This window comes from Nostoc sp. (genome assembly GCF_036917355.1).
Taxonomy (GTDB): Bacteria; Cyanobacteriota; Cyanobacteriia; order Cyanobacteriales; family Nostocaceae; genus Nostoc.
The window spans coordinates 80,476-96,173 of sequence record NZ_JBALDP010000074.1; the positions used below are offsets into that span (position 1 = coordinate 80,476).

Below are 15,698 nucleotides of genomic sequence, written 5' to 3' on the forward strand. Positions count from 1 at the left end.
TATTTTATTTTGCCAGAGTTATGCAGGAGATTAATCTGTCACAGCGATCGCACTTCTATAGTTTCTAGTTTAATGATTCTACGCGAGAAGCAGTGTTTAAACTTAAAGTTTTTTAGTGTTGCTGAATTTCAAAGGCTGCTTTCCAAAATTGGAGCATTTCAGGGAAGGCAATATCTAAATTTATTACACACGCATAAGAAGATTTCATTTTAGCTTCATCTAGATTTGCGATATCCAGATGTTCTAGTAATTCATATTCAGACTTATCAATGGGCAAGGACATTCTTGCTTCAAAGTGATCCGTATTAAAGAAAAATTCAACGGATGATGGATTTTTCTTTATTTCGTTTCTTATTTTTCTAATGTGAAATATATAATTAATATTTGTTTTTAAGAAGGAAATAATTTCCAGATTAAGATGATCGATGTCCCCACACATTAGACGTTTGGCAAACGGCAGAAAGTCTTTCGGGGTTTGATTCCCTGATGAAGCTGTTTGCTGACTTATTCGACCCAGCAGTAGGTCAAGCAATTCTCGACTGTTAAAATAAATATCTCTAAAGGCGGAGAGTAGATTGATCTCATTTCCAAAACCTTTCAGAAACAATGCTGTGTGTTCGTCAATTTTGTGTAGATATGGCTCTTTCAGCTGTTCAGCAGAGAATTTAAATTGAGCGATTGCCCTGTTGATTAAGGCCAATCGAACATCGTCTTTTTCTATAAATTGGTGATGTTGACCGAAGCGCATAATGAAGTTTTAATTATTTATTTAGTGGTATGGTGCGTTAGCGTGCAGCATAACACACCCTATTATTTGTTAAACTGTGCTTTTGGAATGTTTATGTATCATATTTGCGATGATTCTGTTTTATCTGATTCTGAAATTTTTATTAACTCTATACCTTGACATTTACTCGCCACTTCGTTGTATAAAGGTACAAAGGCTTTAATCTCACTCAGTACACCATGTTTGGGTGATTTTACAAGAGTTACATTTATGATGGCTACTGGTTCACCATTTTGCATATAAAAATCAACTACTGTGCCATCAACACTCATTAAGCTCCATACATCAGGATGCCCACTGTCCCTTGTCCAACCGTAAACATCCAACGACAGAAGGTACAAGATTTGCTCTAGGCAACTTTTCATACACTTTAAGAAAGATAATATATCTACGTAAATCCAGTAGTCTTCTGGTCTAATTACAGCGATTTTATCTATATGTGAATCAATCTTATCTCTTACAATACGCAAATTACTTTTATTATCTGTAGGTACTTCTACTATAAATTTTTTTTTCCTACTGATGATCTCTTTGTGTTGAGTAGATCCTATTAGTGTATAGTCTTTGGCATTACTTTCTAATTCGTTAAACATATCCAGAATGCCAGATCCCAAAGCAAAAAGCGGGGATGCAAGTTGCTTTACTAGTCGCTTCTCGGAAGTAGGATCATTAAGTTTAGCTAGACCTTCCATGCTTTTTGAAAGATCCCGCATCGCTTCGAGGCATCGGAGTAATTTAAAAGATATGTCATTTGAGCCACGCCAAACTGTAGTGGCTTGTGATAAAGCTGGGTCATTAATTTCTGGTTCACTCCGATCAGCATATAAAGGAATACCTCTTTTTGGCTCTTCTCCACTTTTTGTTTCCGTATTTTTTTCCGACATATTATACTTTGAACTGTGTTAGATTTATAGTCTAATATAGCAACTGAAAAACGATTTGATTGGGCTACTTATAATTTAAGCTTGATTAGCAATTAAGATTCTAGTTGAAACAAATTCAAAAATTGATCTTTCATCAACTCTTAATACCACTCTCAGCACATTATAGGATTCATAACTGATAATCCAAATATTGATCGCCAGAAAGAGTGTTGACTTATGTGTATTGAATTTGGACAGTAAATCTGATTTATTTTGATAATAAAAATTAATATAAATTTTTGCTGAGTTTATCCTAAATTTTTATTTATCAATTCACCTAGCAAATTTTAATCCAAATATCAGCCCCATCTTTGATAAAAACGTGATACTCAATATATCAAATTAATTAAAATAAAGTGCAGATATGCACGGGGTGAGATGATGACAACTCCAACCCAAGAAGAAATCAGATTAGCAGAAGCCCAAAATCAGATATCCCATTGGCGCAGATGGGGGCCTTATTTAAGCGATCGCCAATGGGGAACAGTACGCGAAGACAACAGCCCCAACGGTACAGCTTGGGACTATTTCACCCACGATCAGGCTCGTTCTCGCGCCTACCGTTGGGGTGAAGATGGAATTTTTGGTATTTCTGGTATTTCTGATAATCATCAGCGACTTTGTTTTGCGTAGGCGTAGCCCGTCGTAGACATCGCTCTATAGCTGAATAAACTCCGTTCTTCGTCTATTAAATAAAGGAGTTCACAACCTCATGTCAATTCATAACTTTACTCTCTCCCGTCACTTATTACGCAACTTGTCCATCATTTCGCTGATTTTTTTACTCCTATGCGGTGCATCTCGTATGATGCTTTCTGCTCCCGCCACTGATATTTCGACTGTTGCACCGCAGGGAAAGCAAGTAGCGGTTTTCGCTGGTGGGTGCTACTGGGGAATGGAAGCAGTTTTTGAGCATCTATTAGGTGTTTCTGATGTCGTTTCTGGCTTTTCTGGAGGCGATGCAAGAACCGCAGACTACACACTTGTCAGTGCTGGATTAACTAATCATGCTGAATCCGTAAAAATCACTTACGATCCATCAAAAATATCATATAACCAGCTTCTGAAGGTCTACTTTTTGGTAGCGCATAACCCAACAGAGTTAAATCGACAAGGCCCAGACTCAGGTAAGCAATATCGTTCGGCGATCTTTTTTGCTAACGATGAGCAGAAACAGGCTGCACAAGAATATATCGCTCAACTCAACAAATCGCAAATCTTCGACAAGCCGATTGTGACGGAATTAGATCCTTTGAAAGGTTTTTATCAGGCTGCGGGATACCATCAAAATTATATAGCGCATCATCCGAGCGATCGCTATGTTGTAATGAATGACTTGCCGAAGCTGGCTAAACTTCAAGTAAAGTTCCCTGATATGTATAGCAAGTAAGGGGATTTACAGCATTCGACTCTTAACATCCCCTTGAACCAGTGAAAGATTAGCCTATCCTGTAAGATGCTCGTCCATGCTTCTTTCGATATTGCTGATGATACTCTTCTGCTCTATAGAATTGTGATGCAGGTACAATCTCCGTCACAATTGGATTTTTGTGATAACGAGAACTATTTTCAAGCTGCTCCTTGGAGGCTCTTGCTAATAATTCCTGCTCTGGAGTGTGGAAAAATATCACTGACCGATATTGATAACCAACATCTAGCTCTTGATGGTTTGATGCTGTGGGATTGTGCTTATTCCAAAACACATTTAGCAGTTCATTATAAGATACTATTGTTGGATTGTATTCCACTTCCACTACCTCAGCGTGTCCAGTTTTTCCTCTACAGACATCTTCGTAGGTTGGATTATCAAAGTGTCCGCCACTGTAACCAACTGCTGTAGAAGTTACTCCCTTTACTTGATGAAATGCTGCTTCAACTCCCCAGAAACAGCCTGCTCCAAATGTCGCTTTTTGTAGATTAATATTTTGCATATCTTTGACAACTATTTTATGATAATTTTAAGTGAAACTCATCAAATCAGACAGATACTTGAGAAGGAAATATTTTCTAAATACTGCCTGATTTATTTTAATTATTAGAATTACAGATTATCCTGATACGAGTATGATATAAAACTGAGTATTATCTAATAATTAATTGCAAAAAATAGTTTAATTTAAAATTAATATACTACTACAGCACGGCGTAAATAAAACACCCATTCCAAATCAATGAAAGGCTTGCAGTATCCGAATTAAGAATTACGCATAGCGGTACTAGCTTTTGCTAACTATAGGAATATTTCTTAGAATACTCACTATTTCAATTGGGTCTAACCGTTTAGTATAATCTGCATCAACAAAAGCATAAACGATTTTTCCGTCTCGATCGACTACAAATGTAGCTGGAATAGGTAGTTCAAAAGACTCATCTCCATTGTATCTAGGTAACACATGACCCTTTGACTCTAATATAGGTCTTAGATACTCCGGGATTTGAAACACAATTCCAAATTGACGAGCAATCATATTGCTGCGATCGCTCAATACTTCATAAGTTAGTTCATGTTTTTCTACAGTTGATATGGTATTACGAGTAGTTTGAGGTGAAATAGCAATTAGTGATGCTCCTAATGTTTTAATTGCAGGTAATGCTTGCTGGAGTCCTGCTAGTTCTAAGTTGCAGAAAGGACACCAAGAACCTCGAAAAAAGGAAATAACTACAGGCCCACTAACTAGTAATTTTTGTAATTCTACTGCTTGGCTGAAAGCATTAGGTAGAATGAAATTAGGAATAATATCTCCTACCTTTAAAGTTTGGTCAATTATACCTGAAGAAATTAGCTCATTTTTGATATACTCTGTAAAATTCATCGTAATTTTCCTGAAAGTTAACTTATACTTTTATGTACCTTTTTAGAAAAATACTGTTGCAGTGAATTTACTGAAATGAGATAAGTAGACCCTTGGATTTGCATTACTGGGATAATTGCTTTAGGTTCCAAGGCATGATTATCATCTACTATTCTTGTTGTTTTTATACACGTTAAGCCATCCGTTCAATGAGCCGGGAATAATCCGTTCAGCACAAGTGGCGCAAGTGTTTTCGCCGCTTAGTAGTTCGTACAATAACGGCTTGAAACTGAAGCGATCGCGCTGTTCAATTAAAATAAGGGGACTGCCGCCAGCTATTCAGACGTTATCAGTCAACTGCAACAACTTTAGACATAAATTACGAAATATAATCTTTAAGCGCGAGCTTCTTCCCACCAGAAGAATAATTGAGAATGTATCGCTTTGATGCAGAAACCACCCATGCCGAAAAACTGGATTATTAAAGTAGACAACTATTTCCATGCAAACCCCAATTGCATCATCGCCACCGCCCATGTGGACACGTTTCCCACAAACCTACCCCTAGAACCCAACATCCGAGAACCTAACCGCAAAAGTGCGACATACCGACAAATCTTTGACTCTGTGACGACCGAACCTGTAAAATTCTTCTCTCGTCACAGTGGAATCGTTCTGTCAGCCAATAAAGTTAAACCTAGCAAAAACAAAACCGAACTGGAGCTAGAAGTTTTAGAAGCTAACGAGGGGGGTAGCGATGGCATTATCAACGGAGGCCACACAGTTTTAGCATTTGAGCAAGCTAAAAATTACAAATATGACCTCAGCCTTGCCAGAGTCAAAGTTACCATCCACATCGGACTCCAGGAAGAGGAGGCTAAAGATATAGCCCTCGCTTCAAATACCACATCGCCAGTAGATTCTCGCTCCAAAGTCAACGCCAGGGGAGATTACAAATTTATCAAGCAGTATTTAGCCCAGTTAGAAAGAGCAGAAGATAGAAAATTTAGAATAGCCTATTACCAAAACCAAAGCGGCGCTCCTAGAAATGCCCAGTGTAATGTTAACCACTTGTTCAAGCTTCTAAACTGCCTCGACAGAAATAGATACAATCCCGACGGCAATAAACGAAGCAAGCATCCCACGGGTACGAACACCCCAAGCCAAATCACAGACACTGAGAGGGAAAGATTAACTCTTCTATTGCCTCTACTTCCCAAAGCTCTGTGGATTGAGCAAAGACTGTACGAAATCATCCAAGAACATATCAGCAACCCCAGAAGAAAGGGTGTCAACGACTTAGCATCAATCGATACACGCAAAAGTACCCTTCTCCCCGACAGCAAGTACTCGTTTGGGTTTGGTGCGCCAACTGACCTGGCACTACCCATAATTGCATCCTATCGGGTATTCCTAGATCAAGACTATAACTGGATTATTCCTTTTGACGAATTCGCCGAAAACTTTCTCCAACACCTGTGGGGTAACTATTACCGTAAATACTTGATATCGGAGAAAACAGCAGGAAATACAGTGGGGACTAAAATTTGTCGCAACTCAGAAATTTGGGAAAGTCTGTACATTTCGGCCCAAAGTTATCTCAATCAGCACTTGGTGAAAATTGTCAACTCCAGCAAGCATGAAGAATTAACGCTGACACCAACCTAAAATGTCCACTTAACAATTAATTGTCATCTAGGAAGAGATTATAGGCATTTTCTAGAATGCCAGTCTCTAGGCAAAGCCTAATTGTGTTGCGATCGCCCACCGTAGGCGCTTTGTGCCATCGCAGCGCAAGGGATTTTTAAAATACAGGTTCTGTGGGTTGGTAATTACCGTCTACCCCTAAAACCTGTAGCCTTTACTAGAAAAGGATTTCCGAATTTCAATAACAAATTAGACTTGACACGATGGATTTTACGGCGTACCAAGGTAGGTAAATTGCGCTTTCACGAGAATTATCTGCACTTTATTGGTGCGATGGTCTCCGACCGACCGGAGGTCATCGCCACCGGAAAGGGCGGTTACGCCGGGAGCAAGAAGGCGGGGCGTGTCATCGCGCTCCTAAACAGTTGCTCCCGTTCACCTGCGGCGGTTTGGGAAGAAGCTATAGCACAAGCCTTGGTGGTCAGGACATTAACAGATGATAAAACTTAGACACAAAAAGACTTTTCACCCAGTCCCCAGTCCCCAGTCCCCAGTCCCCAGTCCCCAGTCCCTTGCTATAACAGCATCAGCTTCCGGAACAAACACGGGCGGTGAATTAATTTCAGAATGTCTATGACAAGAGTAGTTTTAGATACTAAGCCTGATGAAGGCCCTTGCTCTTGAGTATCAGAAAACCGACTCGTGCGTTCACACAAGTTAACATTTCAATTAATTTAGAAAACCCTTTTTGTTAGTAGTGAGTAGAGTAGCAAGGGGGAGTAGAATGAGACTAAAAATGTCTGGGAACAAACGTTATCGGACATTTTTTTCGGGCGGATAAACCCGCTTCATCCCGCGTATTATTTTGAGGCTGTGTGATGACGTTATCACGTACAGACGCAGGTGTAGATACAGAAGAATTAGGGGTGGCGATCGCTCAGTTATCACCGGAACAACTAGCGGTGATCAAAGCAACAGTCGAAGCGGTGGTACAGGCAACTGGCACACCCAAAATCACTGGGGCGGAAACTACCAGCGAACTGTTTTCTAGTTGGCTCACCAGTAGGGAGTCAGAGCAAACTGTGCGAGCATACCGAAATGACGTGATGCACTTTGTTCAGTGGCGACTAGGCATTGACTATCCAGACTTAGATAATTTAAACCTGCACACCACCACCAAAGAAGATGTGGACAATTACAAAGCCCACCTACTTAAAAAAGAGAAAACAGGGGAAATTGCTCGTGCTTCCGTCCGCCGTCGCCTTGCTTCACTTAAAAGCTTTCTGCGCTACGCTTGCGATGTAGGCTACTTGCGGGCCAACCCTGCAATGTTGTTGAAAGTACCTCCGGAGCGCAAAAAGATTAAGGAGCGCACCCTGACTGAGACTGAGATTGAAATCCTATTCGATGCAGCTGCACAAGTTGTAGAACAAGCCCCCACTCCTCACAAAAAGATACAAGCGCAACGCAACCAACTAATTCTGGAGCTTTTTTACTACGGTGCTATTCGGGTAGGTGAGAGTGGTTTAACCTGGGCTACCATGCATTCAAATCAGTCCGGGCTACCTTACATTAAAGTGGTAGGCAAAGGAGACAAGGAGCGCGATGTTCCCATACCGATAGAACTTTACCAATACCTTTTGGCTAATCGACAACATACTAAAGACAAAACCGAGCCGCTTTTCACAAGCCAAAAAACGGGTGAACCCATTTGCGATCGCCACATCCGCCGCATCATCAAATCCATTGCCGAAGTAGCAGGGTTAAGTCGCATCCCCTCCCCACACTGGTTACGGCACAGCCACGCTACCCACGCTGCTAAAAACACGCCTATTCACATCATCACTAAAACGCTGGGCCACTCGTCAGGGAAAATCACGATAGACAACTATCTACACGTGGGTGAAGATGAAGCTAGCTCTCTTAATCTCAAACGATATCGCTGAGACTTTGTGAGACATGCCCCGATTAGAAATTAGCGGCGATCGCCACGTAGCCCATCGCGCCACTACCCCAGAAATGTGAACGCTTGCGTCACCTGAGCGGATGATACAGTTCGTCAAGAGCATTCCATTCCCAACCCACGCTCATTGGATCGCGGTTACGTGACCAACTCAAAAATTCTTTGGCGCTGAGTTTTTCTCTTTCAGCAATCAGGCTTTGGGGGTTAACACCGAGTCTTGGGGCAAGACTTTCATTTGTCCTGGGTTGTAATTCAACTTGTGTTTGTTGGTACGGGTGCACTTGTCTTCGCGGTTTGTTGTTGCCCAATCTCCCAGAGGCGATCGCCCGTTCGATTAGCTCCAGCTTTTTGGTGATAGCTTCAAGTTTTGTTTCCACTGAGGAGCCTTGATCGGTAAGATGGGATTCCAGTTTCTCCAGCTTTTTCTCTAGCTGTTTGACTGATTTACTGCCTGCCGTTACATCGATATCATTATTGATATCAAATTTTATTAGTAATTCCTCTAAGGCTTGCAGCAAGGGAATTGTATGCCCTTGCCTGTGTAGTTTTGATAGTCGCCGAACCACCTTAATTAGTGGAACGGGCACACGAATCATCTCGCTTGGTGGGGACTTTTGGTCAGGCATTTGATATCATTTTTGATATCGACATATTGATTGTAAAAGGTTTGGCGCAAAGCTATAATTTACTGAGTATTAATTGTGTCCAGATTTTAAAGATTGTTACATTTAGAAACAATCTGCTGTAGAGGAATAATAAAGTTCAACAATTTCTGTTAGGTGCTTTACCCCGCTCCAGGCATCCGTCCATAAATCGCTTGCCTGTACGCCGCGCACACGCTACGTTATTACTAGAGCGATCGCCACCGGAAAGGGCGGTTACGCCATCGCACTTGCTATTTAGACCTGGCGTGTTGACCTTCAAAGGTAGCGTTGACGCACTTCCTTTCGCTGTCCGTATACTCATTACTCCCTAGTACCGATACATAATCATAAGCACACTATCCGAAAGAGATCGTCCCAGTTTAAGAAGTGAACTTAAGACATCACCTCATAATTTGGTTGAAATTCTAGCGTCCCTTTGCGTTGATTAGTTTCATAAGTGGGCTAGAACCAACAGAGTGTTCTGATTATTCTGTAACTAGCTAAAATTTTAACCATGTAGGGGTAGAGCTACCAATGTAGGCAAATGACCGAACTATATAAGGCTGGAATCATTGAGGTAACAGAAGCAGAAGATGAAGATGAAGATGAAGATTTATTTGAAGTTGCGGTGCATTTTGACGGCGATATTTTTCTTCCCAACGTCGTTTTTGCAGGCAAAGACCACGCATTGCGGCAAGCTAAAAAGCTCTATGATTGGCTAGAAGCTAATCATAAAGAAATCAAGGGAGAGCAACTGCGTTGGCAATCATACACAGTTAATCGTGAATCTCTAAGAGAGTATCCAGCCTGCTATTTACCTTACTACTATTCAACATACGAGCAAAGTTTAGAAGTTTCAATTGTTGAGCGAGACCAAGAAGCCATTGCTTATGGTTGGTTGAGCGCTGAACCTTTACCTTACTATATGGATAAAGAAGATAGTTTGGTAGTTCTTGGAGACATTTCAGATGATGCTGTGCTTGCTGGTTGGCATAAAGCTATTGATATACGCATTCACATTTACTCTTTTATCTACCAGTCAAATAGCAGTCACAAGCTTTAATAATCAGTTAACAATTAGGAGCTTTAGGTGCAGCGAAAAATCGAGTTAAAAAGGGGTGTTGATAATACATCTGTTGAAGCCTATTTGGTAGATTTAGTCCAAAAACATGTTGATGATTATGTCAATTATTGGGTAGAAAGCTTAAGGTTATTTAGTCAAGAAGATAAATACTGGGATTGGATCTTCAAATTAAGATATATTGCCAATCAAGAAAATCTTGAAGGTTACGCAATTGAGTGCGAAAACAAAACTCAAGGATTAATGATAATAGAAACGCAAATGCACGGTTCTCGGTTAAATATTGGTAAGAGGCTAGTTTATGTTGATGGTATTGCCACTGCCCCCACTAACCGAATCGAGATTCAACGCCCGCCTCAATTCAAAGGTGTTGGTCAAGCACTATTAAATTTCGCAAGAATTAGAAGTGTTGAGTTAGGGTATGAAGGTAGAATTGGGTTGCATTCCTTACCAAGGTCTGAAGGATTTTACGAAAAACAAAATATGTTGAACTGTGGATCTGAAGAAGAATATGATAATTTAGTTTACTTTGAGTATGGTGTATTAAGACGAAGATAAAGTCCGATCGGGTAAAATTTTATGAATCATCAACAGCAAAAGGATAATTTTGAGGCAAACGAGTCAATAACAACCCAAGAAGCTATAGATTTACTTTTTGGTGAAGGATGGCTCGAAGAGGCTGTTTGCATCGAAGATGAAGCAAATTGCACGATTGGCGCTGGTTTGGATTGGGGTAATGCATTACCACCTTTAATGCTCAACCTTCCTTTATTTGGTCGCCTATCAACGCTGCGTGTATCTCTCAACCGCGAAGTCAGGCTAATAATTGAAACATGGGATTTAGGTATAGGTACAACTTCTGCAACAGAGACTGCAAGGACACGCATTAAAGAGCGGTTGCTATCTCCTACACCTGAGTTAATACCTCACTTGGAAGCTACTTTGTTGCAAGATGATTTATACGGTGAAGAGTTTATATCTAACCGAGAAGCTCTCAAATCGTTACTTGCAGTAGTTCTTACTGATTCTGATAGAGAAGAAATTGCAGAAAAGGCTGCTAATTCAATACGCACACAAGTTATGTCTCAGGTGGATTTTTCTGGGAAACTTTCTGCGTAAATATAATCACAATAATATCGCGTCAAATTCAATCAAAATTAGTTTTCTGCAACCCAAAAGGAACTGATTGATGACTGGTAAAAACCGCAGTCGCTATTCTTCAAACTGGGATACTATCGCACTTGAAGTCAAATCCAAATCAGACTGGAAATGCACGCGCTGCGGTATGCAATGCTTACGTCCAACTGATAAAAGGGATGGATTAAATCGTAGAGAACGCAGCATTAAAACGTTAGTGGTTCACCACCGCAATTATACGCCCGAGGACAATCGAGCAGAAAATCTCGCGGCTTTATGCACAGCTTTATGTAGAATCCACATCGTAGAAGCCTTGATGTGACTGATTTAGGTAAAATTCTTCTACAACGTAACCCCTGATAACTCTTTCTACAGTAGTTCAAAAACCTCTGGATTGGCTCTATAGTTAGGGAGGTTTCAGGGTCGAAGACACACCTAAATCGTTCCTTTATGCGAGGGTATGTCGCCCATTCAACCTTGGTCATTTTCTACGTTGTGGAAATTAAGTTGTTTCTACCCTAACGCAAGAATTAGGGCTGTTGTTGTTTTTTTTTCTACGTTATAGAATAGATTTTTGTTGTCTATATAAAGTAGCTGTCATATGCTGTTTCATACACGCAGACGGGGAAATGTATCGCCAGGACAACTATCTTTGTGGTAGAAAAACTAGTAGTTTAAAACAACTTAATAGTAGATAGTTTTGATAAAGTTAAAAGAAAAATATTATCTTTATAAGTCAACATCACAACATTTGCTGACGCAACAACTTCGTTGAAAAATTTAAGTTGTATAGACATGAAAACTACTACGAATTCTAACCCAATAACTAACAAACAATTAGTAAAATCTGCACAGCAAATTCAACAAAAAAGCACCTTCATAAGCGAAGCAGATTACTACGACTACGAAGCAGAATTAGCACAAGAAAAATCAGACTACTATCACTTGCAGTACGGATACTAAATTCAATCTCCCTTCAAGCATCAACTCTTCTTAGTCAACAACTAGTAACAACTAACTGCTAGTTGTTTTTTATATCAAAAGTAAATTATGACTTCAGCAATTGAACGCGAAATCAACCAACTCACTCTCAAAGAATTAAGCCTAGATGCTGCTAAACTTTGGTCACAGATAGAAGAAGCAGGCGAGTTAGGCGAACAGGGTAATGTAGAACAACTCTTACAAGAACTTATGACTATTCAGGATGGTATCGAAACCAAAATCGATGCGATCGCCTGGGTAGTTGACCAGTTAAATCTTGACCTTGAAACCTGGGAGGAAAGAAAAGCGCGAGTAGCCGAACTCCACGACCGGGTAATTTCACATCGCAAAACTCAACTTGAACAAATCAAGCGCACCCTCATCCACCTACACGAGATTGGATTAATCAATGACAAAAACATCGGTAAAGAAAGAGTAATTGAAATCAGGGATAACCCACCAAAAGTCGCTAAATTACTAGTAGAAGTAGATGATGAAGATTTTCCTGATGAATTTAGAGTTATTAAGTACCAAGCTAATAATAAGGCAATTCTTGAAGCTTATAAATCTGGTAAAGATATTAGCAATCTTGCCGAGGTAAGTATCGGGAAGCAGGTGCGGTTTAAGGTGCAATCAAGTAGTAAGTCTCGCAACAAGAAAAACCGCAACTAATGGCATACGCCCCAAGCATGTGAATCAAACACAGGTATATCCCATCATTTTACAAAAATATCATCAAATGGTTAAGGGTCAAACCTTAATCATTTTTATTTTTTCTAAAAACTATAGCACCATTTTAAACTTCTTCAAAAAATCATCAAAACTTTGCCTGAATTTAAACTCCGTGAAGATATAATCGATGAAATTGTAGATATCTATGACAGCAATATTAACTATATCGGATTAGCTACAAACATCGTTACGATAGGTTGGTATATTTAACCTTATTTAGTGTGGCTAAATAGGTAATTGCAATTGATTAGGTAGTTTCTATTTTCAACTATCAATATGATAATTCAAACTACTGCTAAGTTTAAGTTTAATCTGAAGGGATGCAATCACCCTAAATAAAAACTTAAAAATTAGGTATTGGGAGCAGCCTTAAATGTCATATCATAAGAACCGAAGTATAGTTATCCGTAACGCTATTATCGACAGTTTTTTTATCCTCTGGTGTTTAGTTTGGCGCACTGGTTTGGGGCTAACCTTTTTTATCATCTATGCTTCCCTTGGCTACATATATAGCTGGCCGTTCTATCTTCCAATTTCGATTATTTTGGGATTTTCCCCTTGGGGTTGGAAGGTACAAGAAGAAAGAAGAGATAGAGAAGAAGAACGAAAAATGAGGAAGTTGGAAAATAAAATTGGGGATGGTGTTATCTATGCCAGAGCCGAATCAAATATCGAGATAAATTACAGGGGAGTTATCTTCCTCAACTCAGTATTTGGTCTATTTATTAGCGGCTTTTGGGGTATAATACTTGGCTGGAAAGCTATTTTGGGTATGATAGTACAGTTAGTAGATAATATCAGAACAGTTATTAAGTACATATAGATAAACAGGTTCATCTAACCAAACCAAACTCAAAAGTTATCTTATCACTATTCCTGCATCAGTTTGATACAGAAAGTATCAAAACTTGAGTTGATACTGAACCTTTGCTTAACAGGAAAGTTATCATATCAATACTCCCGACACTCCCGACACCAACCAAAACTAAATAATTAAAATTCATTTACCCATATTAAATATTTCTGGTTTTGGGATAACATCAAAGCCGATATAGTAGTATTGTAAAAGTTATTTTTAATATCACACAAGCTAACGCTTAATATAAATGGCAACCTGGCATATCGCTTCATAAATAGCCAGTTACTAGTTATATCAACAGGAGTTAAAACAATGGAATTAGCACAGTATATCCTAACAGGACTTCTCTACGTTATTATTTACGGATTTTCTACTCTCTTTATTTTCCAATTCTTGCTAGATATATCTATCGCTTTTGAAAAACACTGTAACTGCACTACATCTACAAAACACAGTGTAATTAAAACCGAGACCTTAACTGAAAAATCCAAAATTCAGATATCTAACAAAAACAAAAATAAACTATCTACAACCAAACAGATGACTGTTCAACACTTAAGAAAAAGATGCTCACAAGCTGGAATAAAATGGAGTTATGCTATCCAAGAATCCAAAACAGGTAAGAAACGACATCTCAATCGAGAAGAAATGTTAATAGCTTTAACCCAGATTAAACAGTCAGCATAATAAAAATATAAACTGATAGTAATTTATTATAATATCAGTTTATCTAAACCTGCGATCTGGGCGATCGCTCATCTTGGAAGCTGGCTATAACATCGAAGCAAAACACCAATTGGCATCCAGGTTTTGTGGCGAGGCTGGTTAAAATTGAACGACCTCTGCGTTCGCGTAGCGTCTGTCTGCGACACGCTGCGCGAACGTAGAGAGGGTTGTAGCGATCTTGAGAGACTTAACGGGAAAAGTCAGCTAAATTTTTACGTACTGCACGGTTTAGGAATACTAACTGATGATCAAGGCGATCGCCCCCACTGAAATAGAAGTGATCGCCTTTGCTTTCAGGCAATAAAATATAAGAAAACTGATTGGGAGCAGAAATGACAAAACTAAAAATTCAAGAATATATAGCGAAACACAAGGGTGAATTTCCAAATGGGAAAATTCACCATGAATTGCCTATGCCTACAGATGCAATATCTGTAGTTTCTGATCCACAAAACTGGCATTGCTATCCAGATAATGTGGTCAGAATTTTTCTTTCTTCTTACAAGGAAGATGGAGAGGAGCAATATTTAGTAGGGGTTGGAGATTACAAGCACCCAACTATCTGCACAAATGTTTATAGTTCCCTAGATGATGTTTGCAGTTTTATTGCTAATCGCCCAGAGCAGATTTCTCGAGAGTATCTGAAAATCTGTGGATTTTATTTTCTAGAAATCCCTATATCAAGAGCTTATAGCATCTAATTGTACATCTATTCTAAACTTGCTGTTCATTTCATGGATCTACAAAAAATCTGTTAACAAGATTAAACAAATGAGTTTAAGTGAGGCATACATCATCCTTGGAACTTTGTTCACGTATTTAGAAAATCATGGTTATAAGGAGCATCAAGACTTTGGTATTAATCATGAAGAACCGCAAAGCTGGTATTTAACTAGCAGACCAATGGAGTTTCTCAATTCCGGCTTCCAAGTCACATGGTATATGGTCTGCGAGTCGGATCATTTTTACGTTGAAACCCAACCTAATGGCTGGTGTCTAATAAACTTGCAGGCTTTTGATGATTATATTGTGAAGTCAGAGGAGATTTAAAAATGGCGGTTTCCAATATAACTGATCTAATAATCGCTTATAAAACAGAAATTTCCTACCCAGAAAGAGATGACATCCACTTAATAGAAGAGCGAGTTTGGGAATTAGATCAAAATCTCGAATTAACCACTGAAGATATTTTTGATGCTGTGTGTCAAGAATACCACCTAAATGCTGAGTTGATAGAAAAAGAACTAAATTGTAAATGTCCATTTGCATTAACTGGCTTTTTAAGGGAGTTACAACGGACAGAAGTTTCTGATTATTCAACGCTTGATTGGTTAATTAATTAATCTATTACCTCTTTTATCAAGTAAAGTAAACAATAAGCTTTTCACTACCAACACAGAGACCTAATAACTATTACCTTTGACCA

19 protein-coding genes and 1 pseudogene are annotated in these 15,698 nt (G+C 39.2%); 14 read left to right on the top strand and 6 right to left on the bottom strand.

Features of this window, described 5'->3' with window-relative positions; translation table 11 throughout:
• Window positions 1-112 precede the first annotated feature (112 nt).
• Window positions 113-748 (bottom strand): hypothetical protein, encoded by a 636-nt coding sequence (locus tag V7K53_RS24395; RefSeq protein WP_335200116.1) that lies wholly within the window; start codon window positions 746-748, stop codon window positions 113-115.
• A gap of 98 nt (window positions 749-846) precedes the next feature.
• Complete coding sequence (locus tag V7K53_RS24400) at window positions 847-1,671, bottom strand: hypothetical protein (protein ID WP_335200117.1); 825 nt, start codon at window positions 1,669-1,671, stop codon at window positions 847-849.
• A 420-nt stretch (window positions 1,672-2,091) separates the two neighbouring features.
• Between V7K53_RS24400 and V7K53_RS24405 the strand changes: the two are divergent.
• Window positions 2,092-2,340 (top strand): annotated as a pseudogene (locus tag V7K53_RS24405) (hypothetical protein); the annotation flags it as partial.
• Window positions 2,341-2,422: 82 nt separating this feature from the next.
• Window positions 2,423-3,100 carry a peptide-methionine (S)-S-oxide reductase MsrA gene (gene msrA, locus V7K53_RS24410; RefSeq protein ID WP_335200118.1) on the top strand — a complete coding sequence of 226 codons (678 nt, stop codon included), beginning with the start codon at window positions 2,423-2,425 and terminating at the stop codon, window positions 3,098-3,100.
• A 49-nt stretch (window positions 3,101-3,149) separates the two neighbouring features.
• On the opposite strand, the gene msrA (V7K53_RS24415) is transcribed toward msrA (V7K53_RS24410), so the two are convergent.
• Window positions 3,150-3,641, bottom strand: coding sequence for a peptide-methionine (S)-S-oxide reductase MsrA (gene msrA, locus V7K53_RS24415; RefSeq protein ID WP_335200119.1), 492 nt, complete (start codon window positions 3,639-3,641; stop codon window positions 3,150-3,152).
• A 285-nt stretch (window positions 3,642-3,926) separates the two neighbouring features.
• A complete protein-coding gene (locus tag V7K53_RS24420) occupies window positions 3,927-4,523 on the bottom strand; it encodes a peroxiredoxin-like family protein (protein WP_335149931.1) in 597 nt (198 codons plus the stop codon).
• A gap of 441 nt (window positions 4,524-4,964) precedes the next feature.
• On the opposite strand from V7K53_RS24420, the gene V7K53_RS24425 reads away from it, so the two are divergent.
• Together V7K53_RS24425 and V7K53_RS24430 are read left to right on the top strand one after the other, a co-directional pair.
• Window positions 4,965-6,170 (top strand): AIPR family protein, encoded by a 1,206-nt coding sequence (locus V7K53_RS24425; RefSeq protein WP_335200158.1) that lies wholly within the window; start codon window positions 4,965-4,967, stop codon window positions 6,168-6,170.
• An 857-nt stretch (window positions 6,171-7,027) separates the two neighbouring features.
• The gene (locus V7K53_RS24430) at window positions 7,028-8,095 is read left to right on the top strand and encodes a tyrosine-type recombinase/integrase (protein ID WP_069072344.1); all 1,068 of its coding nucleotides are present in this window, start codon (window positions 7,028-7,030) and stop codon (window positions 8,093-8,095) included.
• Between the two features lie 88 nt (window positions 8,096-8,183).
• On the opposite strand, the gene V7K53_RS24435 is transcribed toward V7K53_RS24430, so the two are convergent.
• Window positions 8,184-8,738, bottom strand: coding sequence for a hypothetical protein (locus tag V7K53_RS24435; protein ID WP_335200120.1), 555 nt, complete (start codon window positions 8,736-8,738; stop codon window positions 8,184-8,186).
• Window positions 8,739-8,874: 136 nt separating this feature from the next.
• Window positions 8,875-9,078 (bottom strand): hypothetical protein, encoded by a 204-nt coding sequence (locus V7K53_RS24440; RefSeq protein ID WP_335200121.1) that lies wholly within the window; start codon window positions 9,076-9,078, stop codon window positions 8,875-8,877.
• Window positions 9,079-9,300: 222 nt separating this feature from the next.
• Between V7K53_RS24440 and V7K53_RS24445 the strand changes: the two genes are divergently transcribed.
• The 10 genes from V7K53_RS24445 (at window position 9,301) to V7K53_RS24490 (ending at window position 15,615) form a co-directional block, all read left to right on the top strand.
• Window positions 9,301-9,819 (top strand): hypothetical protein, encoded by a 519-nt coding sequence (locus V7K53_RS24445; RefSeq protein ID WP_335200122.1) that lies wholly within the window; start codon window positions 9,301-9,303, stop codon window positions 9,817-9,819.
• A 27-nt stretch (window positions 9,820-9,846) separates the two neighbouring features.
• Window positions 9,847-10,395: a GNAT family N-acetyltransferase gene (locus V7K53_RS24450; protein WP_335200123.1), complete on the top strand. Its 549-nt coding sequence runs from the start codon at window positions 9,847-9,849 to the stop codon at window positions 10,393-10,395.
• 21 nt (window positions 10,396-10,416) lie between these two features.
• Window positions 10,417-10,956 (top strand): hypothetical protein, encoded by a 540-nt coding sequence (locus tag V7K53_RS24455; RefSeq protein WP_335200124.1) that lies wholly within the window; start codon window positions 10,417-10,419, stop codon window positions 10,954-10,956.
• Window positions 10,957-11,769: 813 nt separating this feature from the next.
• On the top strand, window positions 11,770-11,937 hold the full coding sequence (locus V7K53_RS24460) for a hypothetical protein (RefSeq protein ID WP_335200125.1): 168 nt from the start codon (window positions 11,770-11,772) through the stop codon (window positions 11,935-11,937).
• Between the two features lie 87 nt (window positions 11,938-12,024).
• Window positions 12,025-12,627, top strand: coding sequence for a siphovirus Gp157 family protein (locus V7K53_RS24465; RefSeq protein WP_335200126.1), 603 nt, complete (start codon window positions 12,025-12,027; stop codon window positions 12,625-12,627).
• A 433-nt stretch (window positions 12,628-13,060) separates the two neighbouring features.
• Window positions 13,061-13,510, top strand: a complete 450-nt coding sequence (locus tag V7K53_RS24470; RefSeq protein ID WP_335200127.1) for a hypothetical protein — start codon at window positions 13,061-13,063, stop codon at window positions 13,508-13,510.
• A 348-nt stretch (window positions 13,511-13,858) separates the two neighbouring features.
• Window positions 13,859-14,233, top strand: coding sequence for a hypothetical protein (locus V7K53_RS24475; RefSeq protein WP_335200128.1), 375 nt, complete (start codon window positions 13,859-13,861; stop codon window positions 14,231-14,233).
• A gap of 371 nt (window positions 14,234-14,604) precedes the next feature.
• Window positions 14,605-14,973 carry a hypothetical protein gene (locus V7K53_RS24480; protein WP_335200129.1) on the top strand — a complete coding sequence of 123 codons (369 nt, stop codon included), beginning with the start codon at window positions 14,605-14,607 and terminating at the stop codon, window positions 14,971-14,973.
• Between the two features lie 70 nt (window positions 14,974-15,043).
• Window positions 15,044-15,322 (top strand): hypothetical protein, encoded by a 279-nt coding sequence (locus V7K53_RS24485; RefSeq protein WP_335200130.1) that lies wholly within the window; start codon window positions 15,044-15,046, stop codon window positions 15,320-15,322.
• Between the two features lie 2 nt (window positions 15,323-15,324).
• Window positions 15,325-15,615: a hypothetical protein gene (locus V7K53_RS24490; RefSeq protein ID WP_335200131.1), complete on the top strand. Its 291-nt coding sequence runs from the start codon at window positions 15,325-15,327 to the stop codon at window positions 15,613-15,615.
• The last annotated feature ends 83 nt before the right edge of the window (window positions 15,616-15,698 follow it).